The organism is Heyndrickxia ginsengihumi (genome assembly GCF_011008565.1).
GTDB lineage: Bacteria > Bacillota > Bacilli > Bacillales > Bacillaceae_C > Weizmannia > Weizmannia ginsengihumi.
Genome location: NZ_JAAIWK010000030.1, coordinates 17,299 through 35,774, shown reverse-complemented (window position 1 = coordinate 35,774; position 18,476 = coordinate 17,299). Strand labels below are relative to the sequence as shown.

Here is an 18,476-nt window from a genome sequence, read left to right as displayed (position 1 = left end):
AAATCTCTCTTAATTAATGCGGACTATAGTTTGAGCAAGGGATGTTTGAAGGAGGAAGTTATGTCAAATTCATATCGTGCAGCCGGAGTAAATATAGATGCTGGATACGAAGCTGTTCAAAGAATGAAAAAACATGTCACACGTACAAATCGATTAGGTGTATTCAGCCAGCTCGGAGGATTCGGTGGCGTATTTGATCTTTCCGCTCTCCATTATAAAGAACCTGTTCTTGTATCTGGAACAGATGGAGTTGGGACAAAGCTTAAACTCGCCTTTTTAATGGAACAGCATGATACGATCGGCATCGATTGTGTAGCCATGTGTGTAAATGACATTGTCGTTCAAGGAGCGGAACCTTTATATTTTCTTGATTATATTGGGGTAGGGAAAGCTTATCCGGAAAAAATTGAACAAATTGTCAAAGGTGTTGCAGATGGCTGTGAGCAAGCTGGATGCGCGCTCATTGGCGGAGAAACTGCCGAAATGCCAACAATGTATGATCCTGATGAATATGATTTAGCTGGATTTGCCGTCGGAGCATGTGAAAAAGATGAGTTAATTGCTGGAGCAGATATTCAAGAAGGTGATGTTTTAATTGGACTTGCCTCAAGCGGTATCCATAGCAACGGCTATTCTCTAGTTCGAAAAATTTTCTTTGAGGACCATAAGCTTGATTTAACAGCAATGTTGACTGGATTGGAAAAAACTCTAGGAGAAGAGCTTTTAACGCCAACGAAAATTTATGTGAAACCGATTATAAACGCGCTCAAATCATTCCAAGTAAAAGGGATGGCACATATAACGGGTGGGGGCTTCTATGAAAATATTCCACGCATGCTTCCAGAACATTTAGGGGCACAAATTGAGCATGGTTCGTGGCCGATATTACCGATCTTTTCCATACTTGAAGAATATGGAAAAATCCCTCATGATGAAATGTTTAATATTTTTAATATGGGTATTGGCTTTGTTGTAGTAGTAGATCCGAAAGATGCGGACACAGCTCTACAATTCTTCAATCATGAAGGTGAATCTGCTTTTATGATCGGAAGTGTAACAAATACAAAAGGTGTACAGTTTACTTCAAGGGGTACGAATGTATGATGAAACTAGCAATTTTTGCTTCCGGCAGCGGGACAAACTTCCAAGCGATTGTGGATGCAGTAAAAAAAGGTGACATACAGGCAAATATTGAAGTACTCGTTTGTGATAAGACAGATGCAAAGGTCATTGAAAGAGCGGCAAATGAACAAATTGATTGTTTCGTATTCCAGCCAAAAAAATATGAGAACAAAGCGGAGTATGAAAAAGAAATATTAGCTGTGCTTCAAAAGAGAGAAATTGACTTTATTGCATTAGCAGGATATATGAGATTAGTAGGATCAACACTGCTTCAGGCATACCAGCATCGAATCATCAATATTCATCCTTCTTTACTTCCTTCATTTCCGGGGAAGGATGCGATTGGACAGGCAATACGAGCTGGGGTAAAAGTGACTGGCGTTACAATTCATTATGTTGATGAAGGAATGGATACAGGGCCTATTATTGCCCAACAAGCTGTATCAATTTTAGAAAATGATACAGAAGAAACGTTAGCAATGCGCATTCACGAGGTTGAGCATGCATTGTACACGAAAGTACTAAAAGAAATGTTAGGACATTATATTGGAGGTTCTCTTAAATGAAAAGAGCATTAATTAGTGTTTCAGATAAAACAGGGGTCGTTGATTTTGCAAAAGAGCTATCTCAATTAGGCTTTGAAATCATTTCTACTGGTGGAACGAAAAAGGCGCTTGAGAATTCGGGCATAGACGTCATCGGAGTTGAAGAGATTACAGGATTTCCTGAAATTTTGGAAGGAAGGCTTAAAACGTTACATCCAAATGTTCATGGAGGTTTGTTAGCTAAGCGTATTCCTGAGCATGAAACACAAATACAAGAGCACGGCATTTCACCGATTGATATTGTATGTGTGAACTTATATCCATTCCAACAAACTATTGCGAAAAAAGATGTAACAGAAGAAGAGGCAATTGAAAATATTGATATTGGCGGTCCTACTATGCTTCGTGCGGCGGCAAAGAACTTTGAATATGTGACTGTTGTTGTTGATGCCAATGATTACGCAAACGTTGTTGCGGAATTAAAAGAGCAAGGGAAGGTGTCAACAGAGACAAATAAAGCACTTGCAGCAAAGGTGTTTCGCCATACTGCAGCATATGATGCTCAAATCGCAGCTTATATGACGAATTTAGTTGGAGAAGAAAATCCGGAAAAAGTAACGTATACATATGAATTGAAGCAAACACTTCGCTATGGAGAAAATCCACATCAAAAGGCAAGCTTTTATAAAGATGCGTTAGGTTCATCTTTTTCTATTGCACACGCTACACAGTTACACGGAAAGGAACTTTCTTATAATAATATTCATGATGCTGATGCGGCCTTACAGATGGTAAAGGATTTTGATGAACCTGTTGCTGTTGCTGTGAAACATATGAATCCATGTGGAATTGGTGTTGGTGGCAGTGCTTTTGAAGCATTTAAAAAGGCATACGAGGCAGATTCTAAATCGATTTTCGGTGGAATTATTGCCTTTAATCGCCCTGTTGATAAAGAGACAGCTCAATTGCTACATGAGATTTTCCTTGAAATTGTAATCGCACCATCATTTACACAAGAGGCACTTGAGATTCTGACAACAAAGAAAAATATTCGGTTATTAACTGTGCCATTTACAGAAGAGAAAAAAACGGAGAAAGTTTTAACTTCTGTGGAAGGTGGATTACTAATACAAGATCAAGACACATATACATTAACTAATGCAAGTGTGAAAGTTGTTACAAAGCGTGAACCTTCAGAACAAGAATGGGAAGCTTTAAAATTAGCGTGGAAAGTTGTGAAGCATGTAAAATCTAATGCAATTGTAGTCAGCAATCATGAACGTACACTCGGAATCGGAGCTGGACAAATGAACCGTGTGGGAGCTGCAGAAATTGCCTTAACACAAGCGGGAGAGTTAGCAAAAGGGGCAGTATTGTCTTCGGATGCCTTTTTCCCAATGGATGATACAGTAGAGGCTGCAGCTAAAGCAGGAATTACTGCTATTATCCAACCAGGTGGATCTATCCGTGATGAAGATTCAATTAAAAAAGCGGACGAATACGGAATTGCGATGGTCTTCACTGGAATCCGTCATTTTAAACATTAATTCAATCAAGATTTTCATTTATGTCATAGCAAAAGGGGTAGAAGCAAATGAATGTACTTGTGATCGGAAGTGGCGGTAGAGAGCATGCCATATGTAAAAAAGTTTCCGAAAGCCCACTCGTAGAAAAAATATATTGTGCTCCCGGTAATGGAGGTATTGCAGAAGTAGCTGAGATTGTACCTATCCACGAGACTGATTTCCTTTCATTAATTTCATTTGCAAAGGAACGCCATATTGATTTAACAATTGTCGGACCGGAAGCACCATTAAGTTCAGGAATTGTTAATGAGTTTCGTGCAGCCGGATTACGTATTTTTGGACCGACCAAAGAAGCAGCAACGATTGAGAGCAGTAAAGCTTTTGCGAAGGATCTTATGAAGAAATACCATATTCCAACAGCAAGTTATGAAGTATTTCATGAATATGATGCAGCAAAAGCATACGTTGAAAAAATCGGCGCCCCAATCGTCATTAAAGCAGATGGATTAGCTGCGGGTAAGGGCGTGGCAGTCGCAATGACGTTAGAAGAGGCACAAGAAGCATTAAAAACGATGATGCTGGAACAAAAGTTTGGAGAAGCCTCTTCACAAATTGTGGTTGAAGAATTTTTAGATGGTGAAGAATTTTCGTTGATGGCCTTTGTAAATGAAGAAAATGTATATCCAATGGTGATAGCACGCGATCATAAACGTGCATTTGACGGCGATAAAGGTCCAAATACTGGAGGAATGGGCGCCTATTCCCCTGTTCCGCAAATTTCTGCTGAAGAAGTTGAGCAAGCAGTAAATCAGATTTTAATTCCTACAGCAGCTGCGATGGTTAAAGAAGGAAGATCATTTGGCGGTGTATTATACGCAGGTCTAATTCGAACAACTGCTGGAATTAAAGTAATTGAATTTAATGCTCGTTTTGGTGATCCAGAAACACAGGTTGTTTTATCTAGACTTGAATCAGATCTTGTTCAAATTATTTTAAATCTTTTAAATGGAGAAGATCCTGAACTGTACTGGAGCAATGATGCAGTATTAGGTGTTGTCATCGCTTCTAATGGCTATCCGGAATCATATGAGAAAGGAGTTCAATTGCCGGAGTTAAATGAACTTTCATCAAATTTGGTTGTATATCATTCGGGAACAAGATTAGATAATGAGCGCTTTTTCTCAAATGGAGGACGTGTTCTTTTCGTTGGAAAAAAAGATACAACTCTAGCTTCAGCGCGAGATAGTTTATATAAGGAATTAGAAAAATATACATTTGATGGCTTTTTCTATCGTAAGGATATTGGAAAAAGGAAACCGAATTAAACTTCGGTTTCCTTCCTAATTATTGTTCATTTGAATGGTTAGCTTGATTTGAATGATTTTCACCATTGCTTACTTCATTTAATTGCTGAGTGAGATCAGTTAGATCTAAATTTTCAAAATTGAACTGGTCTGATTTAGATTGCTTTGATTCTTTGTGATCTGCACTATTTTTTAAAGGGCTCATATTAAAGCTTTGTTTTTGAAAGAGTTCTGTGATCGGGCAGTAACGAACAATTCCTTCTCCAACTTTCATTGCACTTAAAATCATGATTAACACATATTTGCTGCACCAAGGTCTTCTTGATAATTTAGCTGTTGACCACGCAAGAAATGTAAGCCCAAATGTAATTCGCAGCAGTGCACTGATAATGCCAATATTTGATGATACTTTCATTTGACAAAACTCCTCATTATTAGTTTTAATAATTCAAATTTCTTCAATGCTTTAATCAATGAAATATGGTAAAATTGTTAATATACTGAATAACTGAATCTCCTTATTGGAGGAATGAAAAATGTTAGATCAAAGATACAGATGGAAAAACAAACAGATTCGTGAACACGTTGCGGTTATTGACGGCAATATTTCACCAACAATGATTTTAAAAAACGCTCGTTTTTTACATTCAACATTAAAAAAATGGATCACAGGACATATATGGATTTTTAATGATCGTATCGTTTATGCCGGTGAAAGACTACCTGAAAATTTAACAACATGTGAAGTAGTTGACTGTTCAAATTATTTGCTTGTACCAGGCTATATCGAACCGCATGTTCATCCATTTCAATTATATAATCCCCAATCATTTGCAAATTATGCTGCAAAAACTGGAACAACAACATTAATTAATGATAACTTAATGCTAATTTTATTAACCAATAAAAAGAAAGCGTTTTCTATACTTAGAGAGTTGCGCCATTCTCCGGTTTCGATGTATTGGTGGAGCAGATTTGATTCTCAGTCAGAATTACAAGGGGAGGAAACGGTTATATCACATGAGCTAGTGAAGTCATGGCTGGAGCATGATGCCATTTTACAAGGAGGGGAGTTAACAAGCTGGCCAAAATTATTGGACGGTGATGATTTAATTCTTCATTGGATTCAAGAAGCAAAAAGAATGCGGAAAAAAATTGAAGGACATTTTCCAGGGGCATCAGAAAAAACTTTGGCTAAAATGATGTTGTTTGGTGCAGATTGTGATCATGAAGCAATGACGGGGCAAGAAGTATATTCTCGATTATTGCAAGGCTATATGGTTTCACTGCGTCATTCATCAATAAGACCAGATTTGCCTGTTTTGCTTAAAGAGATGAAAGAACTTGAGATCAACCAATATGATCAAATGTTTTTAACAACGGATGGCAGTACACCTTCGTTTTATAAGAAAGGTGTTTTAGATCAGTTAATTCGTATGGCGATAGAAAGTGGTATTCCAGCAATTGACGCTTATCATATGGCAAGCTACAATGTTGCACGTTACTATAATATTCAGCATTTGCACGGCATGATTGCAACAGGGAGAGTAGCTAGTATTAACTTTCTTGAATCAGAATCAAATCCGACACCAGTATCGGTATTATCTAAGGGACAGTGGATTAAAAAAGATGGAGTTGTTTTCGAACATGACCATAAAGTAAATTGGCCGGAATATGGGCTTAACCAATTACAGATGGATTGGGAGCTTGAGGAAGAAGATTTCCAATTCTCGATGCCAGTTGGAATTGAAATGACAAACGATGTTATTACAAAACCGTATTCTATTACAAATGATGTATCATATGATATATTGCCAAGTGACTATGAAGATAACTTTTTAATGCTAATAGATAAAAAAGGAAAATGGCGAATCAATACGTTAATTAAAGGTTTTGCTCAGCATGTGCAAGGGTTTGCCTCCTCGTTTTCAACGACAGGTGATATTCTCCTCATAGGAAAATCAAAAAGTGACATGCTACTAGCTTTTCAAAGAATGAAAGAACTTGGTGGCGGAATCGTATTAGTTGAAAATGGCAATATTGTACATGAAATACCGTTACCAGTTGCAGGGATTATGTCGAGCGAGAGCATGGAAGATCTTATTTTGCAGGAAGAAGCATTAACAAAGGTGTTAAAAGATCGCGGATACATGTATGATGACCCGATATGTACTTTGCTCTTCTTAAGTGCAACACATTTACCATATATTCGGGTTACACCAGTAGGAATGTACGATGTTATGAATAAAACAGTATTCTTTCCAACAATAATGCGTTAAAATAATAAAGTGAAGGTTTTGTATCCAGGTCTGTTTTATGGGAACGAACTGGATAAAGACACTTCGTATCTCTATAATGATGAGCCAATTATTTGTTAAAAAAGCAGATAGTTGGCTGACTTTCGTTATTAACGAAATAATCAATTGCCGATTGGAGTTTACCAAATGTTAAAAAAACATTTTATGTGGTTCGTTGCTCTTCTTTTTATTTTGTCAGCATGTAATCACCATAATACCAATCAGGATCAAAACGATGGAGCAAAGAAGGAAGCTAAAGACTCAAAAACAGTTACACCAAAATATAGAGAACCATTAACAGGAATCGGGACGGACAGTAAACCGATAAACCGTGCGGTCGCTGTTATGATCAATAATCACCCTTTAGCACGTCCACAATCTGGGATTGCATCTGCTGATGTTGTTTACGAAGTGCTAGCAGAAGGTGATATTACAAGGTTTCTCGCAATTTTTCAAAGTGAGCAGCCGAAAACAATTGGACCGGTTAGAAGTGCACGCGAATATTTTATTAAGCTAGCAAAAGGATATCATACGCTCTATATTGCACACGGCTATAGTCCAGAAGCTAAAAAAATGCTTATGAATGGCTATATTGACCAGCTAAATGGAATTCAGTATGATGGGACGTTGTTTTACAGATCTAAGGCAAGAAAAGCACCGCATAATTCTTACATCACGTATAATAACATTTTAAAAGGTGCTAAAGAAAAAGGATACTCAATGGTTACACCGCCTAGTTCCTTGCCGTTTGCAAGTGAAAAAGAAATTAAACAAATCACTGGTCAGCCAGTGGAGAAAATTAGTATTCATTACTCGAAGTCAAATGATTTTAATGCTGAATATCGGTTCGACTCTAAATTGCAAAAATTAAAACGGTATTCAGGTGGGAAGCAAACAATTGACGCCAATAATGATCAGCCGGTTTTAATCGATAATTTATTTATCGTTGCTGCAAAACATCGATTAATTGATGATTATGGGCGTAGAGCAATTGATTTAACTTCTGGCGGAGAGGCTTATTTAATACAAAAAGGAAAAATACGGAAAGTTGAGTGGGAAAATATAAATGGAAGGATTCTCCCGTATGAAAATGGAGAACCTGTAAAATTAGTACCAGGAAAAACATGGATTAACATTGTTGAAAACTTAAATACTGTTACATTTGAGTGAGAAATGTTCGTTTCACATGGAACAGTAGATCTTCCAAACCATTTAAATTTATGTATTCCATTCATATATGACAATCAGTGAAAAAAGGAGATTTCTATTATGCAAATTGATAAATTACGAGGCAGAGCACTTGATCAATTATTCGAAGCGATTTTATCACTGCAAAGTATTGAAGAATGCTATCAATTTTTTGATGATTTATGTACAGTAAATGAAATACAGGCATTAACGCAAAGGTTAGAGGTTGCTAGAATGTTGAGAGAAAATAAGACATATCACGTAATAGAAAAAGAAACAGGGGCAAGTACAGCAACCATTTCCCGTGTTAAGCGCTGCTTGAATTATGGAAATGATTCTTATCAAATGGTTTTAGACCGTATTAAAACTGAAAAAGATACAGAGACGGAAGAAAACAATTAAGGGCGTTCAAATGTATTAGCGAAGCAATATGTTGGCAGCAGTTTATATCATTTTTGAAGCATATATTTCCGTCCAGTTCATTTAAGAATCAGCTTTTAGCTGATTTTTATTTTTTTATCTACTATAAAATAATCATTAATCGTTCATTTCATTCATTTATTTCTGGCGTTCTTTAGTGTGCCTTTCTTAGTCATACGAGCGGAGCATGAGTATTCAATGTATGATATATATGTATAAAGTTCCTATTACAGGAAAACCTTTTTTGACACTAAAGACAAATGCTATAATGACTTTGTATGGAAAAGAGAATGGGGGATTTCCAAATTTATGTATGATGTGCGTGAATGGCGGCATGCCTTCAAGTTAGATCCGAACAAAGAATTATCGGATGAGGATTTAGAAAAAGTATGTGAATCAGGAACTGATGCAGTCATTATTGGCGGTTCAGATAATGTAACGTTGGATGACACTCTTAATTTAATGGCGCGTGTCAGAAGATATCCAGTTCCTTGTGTACTTGAAATCTCTAATATTGAAGCAATTACTCCGGGATATGATCTATATTTTGTCCCAACGGTTTTAAATAGTCAGGATACTGCTTGGATTACAGGAATACATCAAAAGGCAGTAAAAGAATTTGGTGAGATTATGAATTGGGAAGAAATTCTTGTTGAAGGTTACTGCATTCTCAATCATGATTGTAAGGCAGCTGCATTAACAAGTGCGGATACAAACATTGATGAAGACGATGTTGTAGCATATGCAAGAATGGCAGAAAGAATGTTCCATCTTCCTATTTTTTATATAGAGTACAGCGGAATGTATGGGGATACCCAATTAGTTGAACGTGTGAAACATGTATTAGAAAAAACAACTTTATTTTATGGCGGGGGGATCCATACCGCAAAACAGGCAAAGGAAATGGCGAAGTTCGCCGATGTGATTGTCGTTGGGAACGCTATTTATGAGGATATAAAAGAAGCACTCAAAACAGTTGCCGTTGTAAAAGAAAAGGAATCTTGATAAAATAAGAACAAACGTTCTGAAAAAGTGGTGGTGGAAGCATGCAATTTTTAACAGATAGATTGCTTACAGGTCTGAATCCAGAACAAAAAGAGGCGGTTAAAACAACTGAAGGACCGTTGCTTATATTAGCAGGGGCAGGAAGTGGTAAAACAAGAGTATTAACCCACCGAGTTGCCTATTTAATGGTCGAAAAAGGTGTTAATCCCTATAATATTTTAGCGATTACGTTTACAAATAAATCTGCTCGTGAAATGAAAGAAAGAATTGCAGGCATAATGGGGGGAACAGCTGATGAAGTCTGGATTTCTACGTTCCACTCTATGTGTGTCCGTATATTAAGAAGAGATATTGATCGAATTGGAATCAACCGTAATTTTACGATACTTGATTCAACAGATCAGCAATCAGTTATTAAAGGTATTTTAAAGGAAAAAAATATTGATCCGAAAAAATATGATCCACGAACGATACTCGGAACGATTAGCAGTGCTAAAAATGAGCTGATCAGCCCAGAAGAATATGCTTCACATGTTGGTGACTATTATGGACAAGTGGTAAGTGATATATATGAGGCGTATCAAAAACGCCTTTTGAAAAACCAAGCACTTGATTTCGATGACCTCATTATGATGACTATTCAATTGTTCAAACGTGTTCCAGAGGTACTTGAATTTTATCAAAGAAAGTTTCAATATATTCATGTCGATGAGTATCAAGATACGAACAAAGCTCAATATATGCTCGTCAAGATGCTGGCGCAGCGTTTCCAAAATATTTGTGTTGTTGGGGATAATGACCAATCAATTTATCGCTGGCGCGGGGCAGATATTACGAATATATTATCATTTGAAAAAGATTATCCTCGTGCGAAAGTAATTATGCTCGAACAGAACTATCGCTCGACAAAGAAAATTTTACAAGCAGCAAATAAAGTAATTGAAAATAATGTTAATCGTAAACCAAAGAACTTATGGACGGAAAACCCTGATGGACAGAACATTATTTATTATCGTGCAGATAGTGAACAAGCTGAAGGTCAATTTGTCGCAGGAAAAATTAAAGAATTGACAGCTTCTGGGAAAAGGAAACTATCTGATTTTGCTGTTCTTTATCGTACGAATGCACAATCACGTGTTATTGAAGAAGTGTTTATGAAATCAAATATTGAGTATAACATCGTTGGCGGTATTCGATTCTATGACCGTAAAGAAATCAAAGATATTTTGGCGTATTTAAGACTAATTGCCAATCCGGATGACGATATTAGTTTACAAAGGATTATTAATGTTCCAAAACGGGGAATTGGTTCAACTTCTTTGGATAAAATTGCCCGATATGCACAGGAACAAGATATTTCAATGTTTAATGCAATTCAAGAAGCTGATTTTATCGGAGTAAGTCCTAAAATTTCCAAAGCAGCAAGGGAGTTTTACGATTTAATTCGTAATTTTACACAGATGCAAGACTATTTATCTGTAACAGAGCTAGTAGAAGAGCTGCTCGAAAAATCTCAATACCGTGAAATGCTGAAAATGGAAAAATCACTTGAATCCCAAAGTCGTTTAGAAAATATCGAGGAATTTTTATCGGTAACAAAGGATTTTGAAAAAAGTAATGACGATAAAAGCTTAATTGCCTTTTTAACAGATTTAGCATTAGTTGCAGACATCGATCGTCTAGATGAGGATGATACGCCAAAAGATGCTGTCGTTCTTATGACTTTGCATTCTGCTAAAGGACTTGAGTTCCCGATCGTATTTTTAATAGGCATGGAGGAAGGCGTCTTTCCACATAGCCGCTCCTTAATGGAGGAAGCGGAAATGGAAGAAGAGCGCAGACTAGCATATGTTGGAATTACACGTGCCGAAGAAGAACTGTATATTACGAATGCCGCTATGAGAACATTATATGGACGGACAAATATGAACCCTGTTTCTCGATTTATTCAAGAAATTCCGCAAGAATTATTAGATGCGGTTAATCAAGAAGAAAAAGAAGAGCAGAAGCCGCTGATGCAAAAAAGAAAAGCTGCGCCTGTGATGCGCCCAGTTGTAAATCATAAAAGTGGTGCTGAGAAATTGGAGTGGAGTGTCGGCGATAAGGCAGAACATAAAAAATGGGGTATCGGAACAATTGTCAGCGTAAAAGGAAAAGGGAATGGGACAGAGCTTGATATTGCTTTTCCAAGCCCAATTGGTATTAAACGATTACTTGCTGAATTTGCACCGATTACGAAAGTAAATTGAACATACGCTTCATTAAGGTCTTTAAAGAAAGTGATCACTTCATCAGCGGGAAAAGACATCCGCTGATGGGTATCACTACTTATAATGAAAGGATTGATGTGCATGGAATATGAAGCGGCAGTCAATAGAGTAAAAGAACTACATAAACTTTTAAATCAGTACAGCTATGAGTACTACGTCCTTGATCAGCCGTCTGTTCCAGATGCTGAATATGATAAATTATTAAGAGAATTGCAAGCTATTGAGAGTGAGCATCCTGATTTAGTCACACCAGATTCACCTACACAAAGAGTAGGGGGACAAGTGCTTTCATCTTTTACAAAAGTAGCACATGAAATTCCGATGCTGAGCTTAGGAAATGCCTTTAATGAAGAGGATTTGCGCGACTTTGACCGTAAAGTTCGTGAAACAGTCGGGGAAGACTATGAATATGTTTGCGAGTTGAAAATCGATGGTTTAGCAATTTCATTACGATATGAAGACGGCCTGTTTGTACAAGGTGCCACAAGAGGCGATGGGAACATTGGAGAAGATATTACAGCCAATTTACGAACGATTCGCTCAATTCCTTTACGGCTGAATGAGCCTTTAACGATTGAAGTGCGTGGGGAAGCATATATGCCGAGAAAATCGTTCGAGAAATTAAATCAAATCAAACTCGAAAATGGAGAAGAGCCTTTCGCTAACCCTCGAAATGCTGCAGCTGGCTCATTAAGGCAGCTGGACCCCAAAATTGCCGCATCTAGAAATCTCGATACTTTTCTTTATGCAATTGGTGAGATAAAAGGGATGGAAATTGCTACACATAGTGAAGGATTAGATTTGTTAGAAAGACTTGGATTAAAGGTGAACAAAGAGCGTAAGAAATGTTATAATATCGAAGAAGTTCTTCATTATATTGAACAGTGGACAGAAAAACGCCCGAATCTCACCTATGATATTGATGGAATTGTAATCAAAGTAAATTCCTATGAGCAGCAAAGAAGATTAGGAACGACTGTAAAAAGTCCACGATGGGCGATTGCCTATAAATTTCCTGCTGAAGAAGTTGTGACAAAACTGCTCGATATTGAAATAAAAGTGGGGCGTACAGGAGTAATTACGCCAACAGCCATTTTAGAACCAGTGAGAGTTGCAGGAACAACTGTTCAAAGAGCAACATTGCATAATGAAGACTTAATTCGTGAAAAAGATATACGGCTAGGTGATTATGTTGTCGTTAAAAAGGCCGGCGATATTATTCCGGAGGTAGTCCATGTCCTTGCTGAGCGGCGAACTGGGGAAGAAAAGGAATTTTTCATGCCATCTCATTGTCCTGATTGTGGCAGTGAGCTTGTACGTCTTGAGGATGAAGTTGCACTCCGCTGTATTAATCCTAATTGTCCGGCACAAATTCGCGAAGGACTCATTCATTTTGTATCAAGAAACGCAATGAACATTGAAGGATTAGGCGAAAAAGTCATCAGCCAATTATTCCATCATCAATTAATTCATGATGTTGCTGATATTTATCGTCTTCAAAAATCTGAACTACTAGAATTAGAACGAATGGGTGAAAAATCCGTAACAAAATTATTAGAAGCGATTGAGGCCTCTAAACAAAATTCTTTAGAAAAACTGTTGTTTGGTCTCGGTATTCGCCATGTTGGTGCTAAAGCAGCGAAGGTTTTGGCACAGCAATTTGAAACAATGGATCGTCTATCATTAGCGACACGTGATGATTTAATTGAAGTAGCAGATATTGGAGAAAAAATGGCGGACTCCATTGTCAATTATTTTGAAAACGAGCAAGTAAAGACATTAATTCAAGAGTTAAAAGAACTTGGATTAAACATGGAATATAAAGGTCCAAAGCCAATTAGACCTGAAGAAGGAACAACATTGCTTGCTGGTAAAACAGTTGTATTAACAGGGAAGTTGGAACAGCTTACGCGTAATGAGGCGAAAGATAAATTAGAGTCATTAGGTGCAAGTGTAACAGGGAGTGTCAGCAAAAAGACAGATATTGTTGTTGCTGGAGTAGATGCAGGCTCTAAATTAGCAAAGGCTGAGCAACTTGGAATTGACATTTGGGATGAAGCCAAATTATTAGAAATATTGCAAGCATAATATTTTCGGAAAGCAAGAAACTTGAAAAAGGTGGAACAAGTAGCATGAAAAAATGGTTGCCCCTATTGTTTTCAGCTGTCTTACTAGGAGGATGTGCACCTCAACTAGGCTCTGAAGACAAAGTTGTGCAGAAAAAAAATAATAAGAAAGAAACAGCTGTTGTATCAAGTTACCAAATATCAAATCAATATTACAAAACGATTTATCCTTATAAAACAAGTAAATCGAGAGGACTAGTTGTCAGTAATTTAAATACTAACTATGATATTGATGAATTTGAAACAGGGTTAATGAGAGTAGCGCAAAAAAACTACTCAACTGATAAGTATTTATTTCAAGAAGGACAAATGTTAAGTTCTGATACGGTTTCAAAATGGCTGAATCGTAAATATACGAAGAGCCAATTGAAAGCCAACGGTTTAAGTGCAAAAGATAATATTGGCTTAAATCCTTTAGCCCGTAACAGTTCTGAACAACAAAAAAATCCAATTTATCTAGCACAAATATTAGAACAAGATTATTTATCGAAAGACAATAAGGGGAATGTGAAATTATCCGGTGTAGTAATTGGATTAGCATTGAACTCTGTCTATTACTATCAAAAAGAAAAGTATGGCGCAACATATGATGTGAACATTAGTCAGGCTGTTTTAAATCAAAAAGGCAAGCAAATTGCACAGGAAGTCGTAAACCGTCTTCGTAAAATGAGTGGTTTAAAAGGAGTACCAATTACAATTGCTTTATATAAACAACGTGGTAAAGACGCTGTAATTCCAGGAAACTACTTTGCTTATGCGAATGTTCCTGGAGATAGTTCAACTGTCGGCGATTGGAAATCTATTAATGAAAAATATTATTTATTCCCATCAGACTCAGCTACAAGTGCTCATCGCGATGATGAGAAGACATTTGAAAACTTTAAAACAGATATAGAAGACTTTTTCCCTAACTATACAGGAGCAGTTGGGAGAGCCCGCTATACAGATGGGCAGTTAACTGATTTAAATATTGATATTCCAATCCAATTTTTTGGAGAATCTGAAGTTGTCGGCTTTACGCAATATGTGGCTGGGCTTGTTGTTAAGTCTTTCCCAGACTATGTAAATCTACAAGTTAGCATTACAGCTAATAACGAGCCAAAAGCAGTCATCATTCGTGATTCAGGAGAAAAAGAACCAACCGTACATGTTTATCAATAAGACTTGGAAATCCGGCGAGAATGAAAGTTTTCGCTGGATTTTTTTGTTTCGTTTAAATTTTTAAAAAATACAAAATTAGGGGTTCCATTTTAAATTTTTCTGTTATATAATAAAAAACGTAATAAGTGACTGTATTATAACAAAAAAGGAGTGAGGAAATGGAAACGAAAATATCTAACATAACTGTTAGAGGTCCCATGAATCAAGGATATGAAAGGATTTTAACAAAAGATGCACTACAATTTTTAGAGCAGTTGGAAAGAAAGTTCGGCCCAAGAAGGAGAGAACTGTTACAACACAGAAAAAGACGTGAAGAGGAAATTCAGAAGGGTAAGCTTCCGCAATTTTTAAAGGAGACTGAATCGATTCGCCAAGGGAACTGGACAATTGCACCTCTTCCAAAAGATTTACAGGATCGCAGAGTGGAAATCACAGGTCCTGTTGATAGAAAAATGATTATAAATGCTTTGAATTCTGGTGCGAAAGTATTTATGGCCTGTTTTGAAGATGCAACATCTCCAACCTGGGAGAACATCATTGAAGGTCAAATTCACTTGAAAGATGCTGTCAATCGCACAATTTCTTTTACAAATGCAAGTGGAAAAAAATATGAGCTTAATGACGAAGTAGCAACATTAATAGTAAGACCGCGTGGATTGCATTTAGAAGAAAAACATATTCAAGTAGATGGAACGAATATATCAGCTAGTTTAGTAGACTTTGGACTTTATTTTTATCATAACGCTAAAACTTTAATCAATCATGGAACAGGGCCATATTTTTATCTTCCTAAGTTAGAAAGCCATCTAGAAGCTAGGCTTTGGAATGACATATTTGTATTTGCCCAAGATTATATCGGCATTCCTACTGGAACGATAAGAGCAACAGTTTTAATTGAAACAATTATGGCTGCCTTCGAAATGGATGAGATTTTATATGAGTTAAAAGAACATTCAGCGGGGCTAAACTGTGGTCGTTGGGACTACATTTTTAGTTATATTAAAAAGTTGCGGAGCCATCCAGCATATATATTGCCTGATCGTTCTGTCGTCACAATGACGGTTCCGTTTATGCGCGCTTATTCTTTACTTACTATTCAAACTTGCCATCGGAGAAAAGCGCCTGCTATTGGAGGGATGGCAGCACAAATTCCAGTAAAAAATGATCCAAAGAAAAACGAAGAGGCGTTCCGAAAAGTACAAGCAGATAAAGAAAGAGAAGCGAAGGACGGGCATGATGGAACATGGGTAGCACATCCAGGTCTTGTAAACATTGCAATGGAAGCGTTTAATCGTGAAATGCCGGAGCCAAATCAAATACATTCTACTAAACAACAAAATATTATTATTCAGGAAGAAGATTTGTTAGCTGTACCAGATGGGAACATAACAGAACAAGGTGTCCGTGAAAATATTTATGCAGGTATCCAGTATATCGAATCATGGCTAAGAGGAATTGGTGCTGTGCCTATAAGCAATTTAATGGAAGATGCAGCTACTGCAGAAATATCACGGACGCAGCTATGGCAGTGGATTCGTCATCCGAAAGGGGTACTAGAGGATGGGCGTAAAGTAACAATTGAAATGTATGAAGCAATGAAAAAGGATGAGCTTGAAAGAATTGAAAAGGAAATTGGAACAGAAGCCTTCCAGAAAGGTTGTTTTGAAGAAGCTGTTCAATTATTTGACCGTCTAGTGAAAGACGATACTTTCACAGACTTTATTACACTGCCGGCCTATGAGAAATTGCCGTAATAGCTTTTAAGATTCATAGATTTTTACTAATTCTAAATTGGGAGGAATTTTTGATGGGAAAAGAACAAGCAAAGCAACTTCAAGCAAGCTGGGAAACAGATGAAAGATGGAAAGGGGTTAAACGCCCTTATACAGCTGAAGAAGTACTGAAACTAAGAGGATCAATTGAAATTGAGTATACGTTGGCACGTCGTGGTTCTGAGAAGTTTTGGAGCCTGCTTCATCAAGAAGATTTTATTCCGGCATTAGGCGCTTTAACTGGTAATCAAGCTGTTCAACAGGTTAAGGCAGGATTAAAAGCAATTTATTTAAGTGGTTGGCAAGTAGCAGCAGACGCAAATCTAGCTGGACAAATGTATCCTGATCAAAGCTTATATCCAGCTAACAGTGTTCCGCATGTAGTAAAACGGATTAATCAAGCATTACAGCGTGCAGATCAAATCCATCATGTTGAAGGGAATGATCAAATTGATTGGTTTGCCCCAATTGTAGCAGATGCAGAAGCTGGATTTGGCGGTCCGCTGAATGTATTTGAATTAACGAAGGCGATGATTGAAGCAGGTGCATCTGCTGTTCATTTTGAAGATCAGCTTTCATCAGAGAAAAAATGCGGCCATTTAGGCGGAAAGGTACTGCTTCCTACACAAACGGCAATCCGCAATCTTGTTTCAGCACGCCTAGCAGCTGATGTGATGGGCGTTCCAACTGTTATAATTGGGCGTACAGATGCGAATGCAGCAAACTTAATTACAAGTGATGTAGATCCTTACGATGCACCGTTTATCACAGGTGAAAGGACGGCAGAAGGATTTTTCCGCACAAAGGCTGGATTAGATCAAGCTATTGCTCGCGGTCTTGCATATGCACCATATGCCGATTTAATCTGGTGTGAAACGGCTGAACCAAATATTGATGAAGCTCGTCGCTTTGCAGAAGCAATCCATGAAAAATTCCCAGATAAACTTTTAGCTTATAATTGCTCTCCATCGTTTAACTGGAAGAAGAAATTAGATGAAAAGACAATCGCTAATTTCCAAAAAGAACTTGCAAAAATGGGCTATAAATTCCAATTTGTTACACTTGCTGGATTCCATGCACTTAATCATAGTATGTTCGATCTCGCTAAAGACTATCGTGATCATGGAATGGCTGCTTATTCGGCATTACAACAGGCGGAATTTGATAATGAAAAATTCGGTTACTCAGCAACAAAGCATCAACGTGAAGTGGGTACTGGTTACTTTGATGAAGTATCGATGGTAATTACTGGAGGAAAATCTTCAACTACTGCTCTAAAAGGTTCAACTGAACAAGAACAATTTGTTTAAGAAAGTAAGTAAAGCTCGTATTGAATGCCAATACGAGCTTTACTATGTTAAAGGGGTCAGACCCCTTGCTAATTTGTGGAGATTTCTGCTATTATCAATAGTATTGTAAGGTTCGATTATTGATGGAGGTGAAGGGTTGATGTCTGATATTTCGAAAGAGCAAGTTAAACACGTTGCGAACTTGGCACGCCTTGAAATGAATGAAGCTGAAGTGGAAAAATTCACAACACAATTGGGGAATATTATCCATTTAGCAGAATCATTGAATGAACTAGATACAAAAAATGTAGAGCCTACTACACATGTATTAGAAATCCAAAACGTTATGCGTGACGATATTGTTGAAAAAGGATTACCAAGAGAAGAAGTACTAAAAAATGCACCAGATCATCAAGACGGACAAATTAAAGTTCCAACAATTATCGAATAA

General features: G+C 37.3%; 15 protein-coding genes. 14 read left to right on the top strand and 1 reads right to left on the bottom strand.

Features of this window, described 5'->3' with window-relative positions:
- Positions 1 to 60 precede the first annotated feature (60 nt).
- The 4 genes from purM to purD are packed head-to-tail and all read left to right on the top strand — an operon-like array spanning position 61 to position 4,518.
- Positions 61 to 1,104, top strand: a complete 1,044-nt coding sequence (gene purM / locus G4D61_RS15270; RefSeq protein WP_025731134.1) for a phosphoribosylformylglycinamidine cyclo-ligase — start codon at positions 61 to 63, stop codon at positions 1,102 to 1,104.
- Positions 1,101 to 1,688 carry a phosphoribosylglycinamide formyltransferase gene (purN, locus tag G4D61_RS15265; protein WP_025731133.1) on the top strand — a complete coding sequence of 196 codons (588 nt, stop codon included), beginning with the start codon at positions 1,101 to 1,103 and terminating at the stop codon, positions 1,686 to 1,688. Before purM ends, purN begins: the two co-directional genes overlap by 4 nt.
- Entirely contained in the window at positions 1,685 to 3,214 is a 1,530-nt protein-coding gene (gene purH, locus G4D61_RS15260) for a bifunctional phosphoribosylaminoimidazolecarboxamide formyltransferase/IMP cyclohydrolase (RefSeq protein WP_025731132.1), read from the top strand. Before purN ends, purH begins: the two co-directional genes overlap by 4 nt.
- A 47-nt stretch (positions 3,215 to 3,261) precedes the next feature.
- Positions 3,262 to 4,518, top strand: coding sequence for a phosphoribosylamine--glycine ligase (gene purD, locus G4D61_RS15255; protein ID WP_025731131.1), 1,257 nt, complete (start codon positions 3,262 to 3,264; stop codon positions 4,516 to 4,518).
- 19 nt (positions 4,519 to 4,537) lie between these two features.
- Here purD and G4D61_RS18635 read toward each other — a convergent pair whose 3' ends face one another.
- Positions 4,538 to 4,912 carry a YgaP family membrane protein gene (locus G4D61_RS18635; RefSeq protein ID WP_025731130.1) on the bottom strand — a complete coding sequence of 125 codons (375 nt, stop codon included), beginning with the start codon at positions 4,910 to 4,912 and terminating at the stop codon, positions 4,538 to 4,540.
- 121 nt (positions 4,913 to 5,033) lie between these two features.
- On the opposite strand from G4D61_RS18635, the gene G4D61_RS15245 reads away from it, so the two are divergent.
- From G4D61_RS15245 to gatC, 10 genes are all read left to right on the top strand, one after another.
- Positions 5,034 to 6,776, top strand: a complete 1,743-nt coding sequence (locus tag G4D61_RS15245) for an adenine deaminase C-terminal domain-containing protein (RefSeq protein WP_163174285.1) — start codon at positions 5,034 to 5,036, stop codon at positions 6,774 to 6,776.
- 165 nt (positions 6,777 to 6,941) lie between these two features.
- On the top strand, positions 6,942 to 7,964 hold the full coding sequence (locus G4D61_RS15240; RefSeq protein WP_163174283.1) for a DUF3048 domain-containing protein: 1,023 nt from the start codon (positions 6,942 to 6,944) through the stop codon (positions 7,962 to 7,964).
- Positions 7,965 to 8,063: 99 nt separating this feature from the next.
- The gene (locus G4D61_RS15235) at positions 8,064 to 8,384 is read left to right on the top strand and encodes a YerC/YecD family TrpR-related protein (RefSeq protein WP_025731127.1); all 321 of its coding nucleotides are present in this window, start codon (positions 8,064 to 8,066) and stop codon (positions 8,382 to 8,384) included.
- Between the two features lie 327 nt (positions 8,385 to 8,711).
- On the top strand, positions 8,712 to 9,407 hold the full coding sequence (pcrB, locus tag G4D61_RS15230; protein WP_025731126.1) for a heptaprenylglyceryl phosphate synthase: 696 nt from the start codon (positions 8,712 to 8,714) through the stop codon (positions 9,405 to 9,407).
- Between the two features lie 41 nt (positions 9,408 to 9,448).
- Entirely contained in the window at positions 9,449 to 11,656 is a 2,208-nt protein-coding gene (gene pcrA / locus G4D61_RS15225) for a DNA helicase PcrA (protein WP_025731125.1), read from the top strand.
- Positions 11,657 to 11,758: 102 nt separating this feature from the next.
- Positions 11,759 to 13,765 (top strand): NAD-dependent DNA ligase LigA, encoded by a 2,007-nt coding sequence (gene ligA / locus G4D61_RS15220; RefSeq protein WP_025731124.1) that lies wholly within the window; start codon positions 11,759 to 11,761, stop codon positions 13,763 to 13,765.
- 44 nt (positions 13,766 to 13,809) lie between these two features.
- Positions 13,810 to 14,964, top strand: a complete 1,155-nt coding sequence (locus G4D61_RS15215) for a CamS family sex pheromone protein (RefSeq protein ID WP_163174281.1) — start codon at positions 13,810 to 13,812, stop codon at positions 14,962 to 14,964.
- Positions 14,965 to 15,122: 158 nt separating this feature from the next.
- On the top strand, positions 15,123 to 16,718 hold the full coding sequence (gene aceB, locus G4D61_RS15210) for a malate synthase A (protein WP_163174279.1): 1,596 nt from the start codon (positions 15,123 to 15,125) through the stop codon (positions 16,716 to 16,718).
- Between the two features lie 53 nt (positions 16,719 to 16,771).
- A complete protein-coding gene (gene aceA / locus G4D61_RS15205; protein WP_025731121.1) occupies positions 16,772 to 18,046 on the top strand; it encodes an isocitrate lyase in 1,275 nt (424 codons plus the stop codon).
- A 139-nt stretch (positions 18,047 to 18,185) separates the two neighbouring features.
- Entirely contained in the window at positions 18,186 to 18,476 is a 291-nt protein-coding gene (gene gatC, locus G4D61_RS15200) for an Asp-tRNA(Asn)/Glu-tRNA(Gln) amidotransferase subunit GatC (protein WP_025731120.1), read from the top strand.

Coding starts and splice junctions, on each gene's coding strand:
- purM (WP_025731134.1), top strand. CDS start 61: ATGTCAAATTCATATCGTGCAGCCGGAGTAAATATAGATGCTGGATAC.
- purN (WP_025731133.1), top strand. CDS start 1,101: ATGATGAAACTAGCAATTTTTGCTTCCGGCAGCGGGACAAACTTCCAA.
- purH (WP_025731132.1), top strand. CDS start 1,685: ATGAAAAGAGCATTAATTAGTGTTTCAGATAAAACAGGGGTCGTTGAT.
- purD (WP_025731131.1), top strand. CDS start 3,262: ATGAATGTACTTGTGATCGGAAGTGGCGGTAGAGAGCATGCCATATGT.
- G4D61_RS18635 (WP_025731130.1), bottom strand. CDS start 4,912: ATGAAAGTATCATCAAATATTGGCATTATCAGTGCACTGCTGCGAATT.
- G4D61_RS15245 (WP_163174285.1), top strand. CDS start 5,034: ATGTTAGATCAAAGATACAGATGGAAAAACAAACAGATTCGTGAACAC.
- G4D61_RS15240 (WP_163174283.1), top strand. CDS start 6,942: ATGTTAAAAAAACATTTTATGTGGTTCGTTGCTCTTCTTTTTATTTTG.
- G4D61_RS15235 (WP_025731127.1), top strand. CDS start 8,064: ATGCAAATTGATAAATTACGAGGCAGAGCACTTGATCAATTATTCGAA.
- pcrB (WP_025731126.1), top strand. CDS start 8,712: ATGTATGATGTGCGTGAATGGCGGCATGCCTTCAAGTTAGATCCGAAC.
- pcrA (WP_025731125.1), top strand. CDS start 9,449: ATGCAATTTTTAACAGATAGATTGCTTACAGGTCTGAATCCAGAACAA.
- ligA (WP_025731124.1), top strand. CDS start 11,759: ATGGAATATGAAGCGGCAGTCAATAGAGTAAAAGAACTACATAAACTT.
- G4D61_RS15215 (WP_163174281.1), top strand. CDS start 13,810: ATGAAAAAATGGTTGCCCCTATTGTTTTCAGCTGTCTTACTAGGAGGA.
- aceB (WP_163174279.1), top strand. CDS start 15,123: ATGGAAACGAAAATATCTAACATAACTGTTAGAGGTCCCATGAATCAA.
- aceA (WP_025731121.1), top strand. CDS start 16,772: ATGGGAAAAGAACAAGCAAAGCAACTTCAAGCAAGCTGGGAAACAGAT.
- gatC (WP_025731120.1), top strand. CDS start 18,186: ATGTCTGATATTTCGAAAGAGCAAGTTAAACACGTTGCGAACTTGGCA.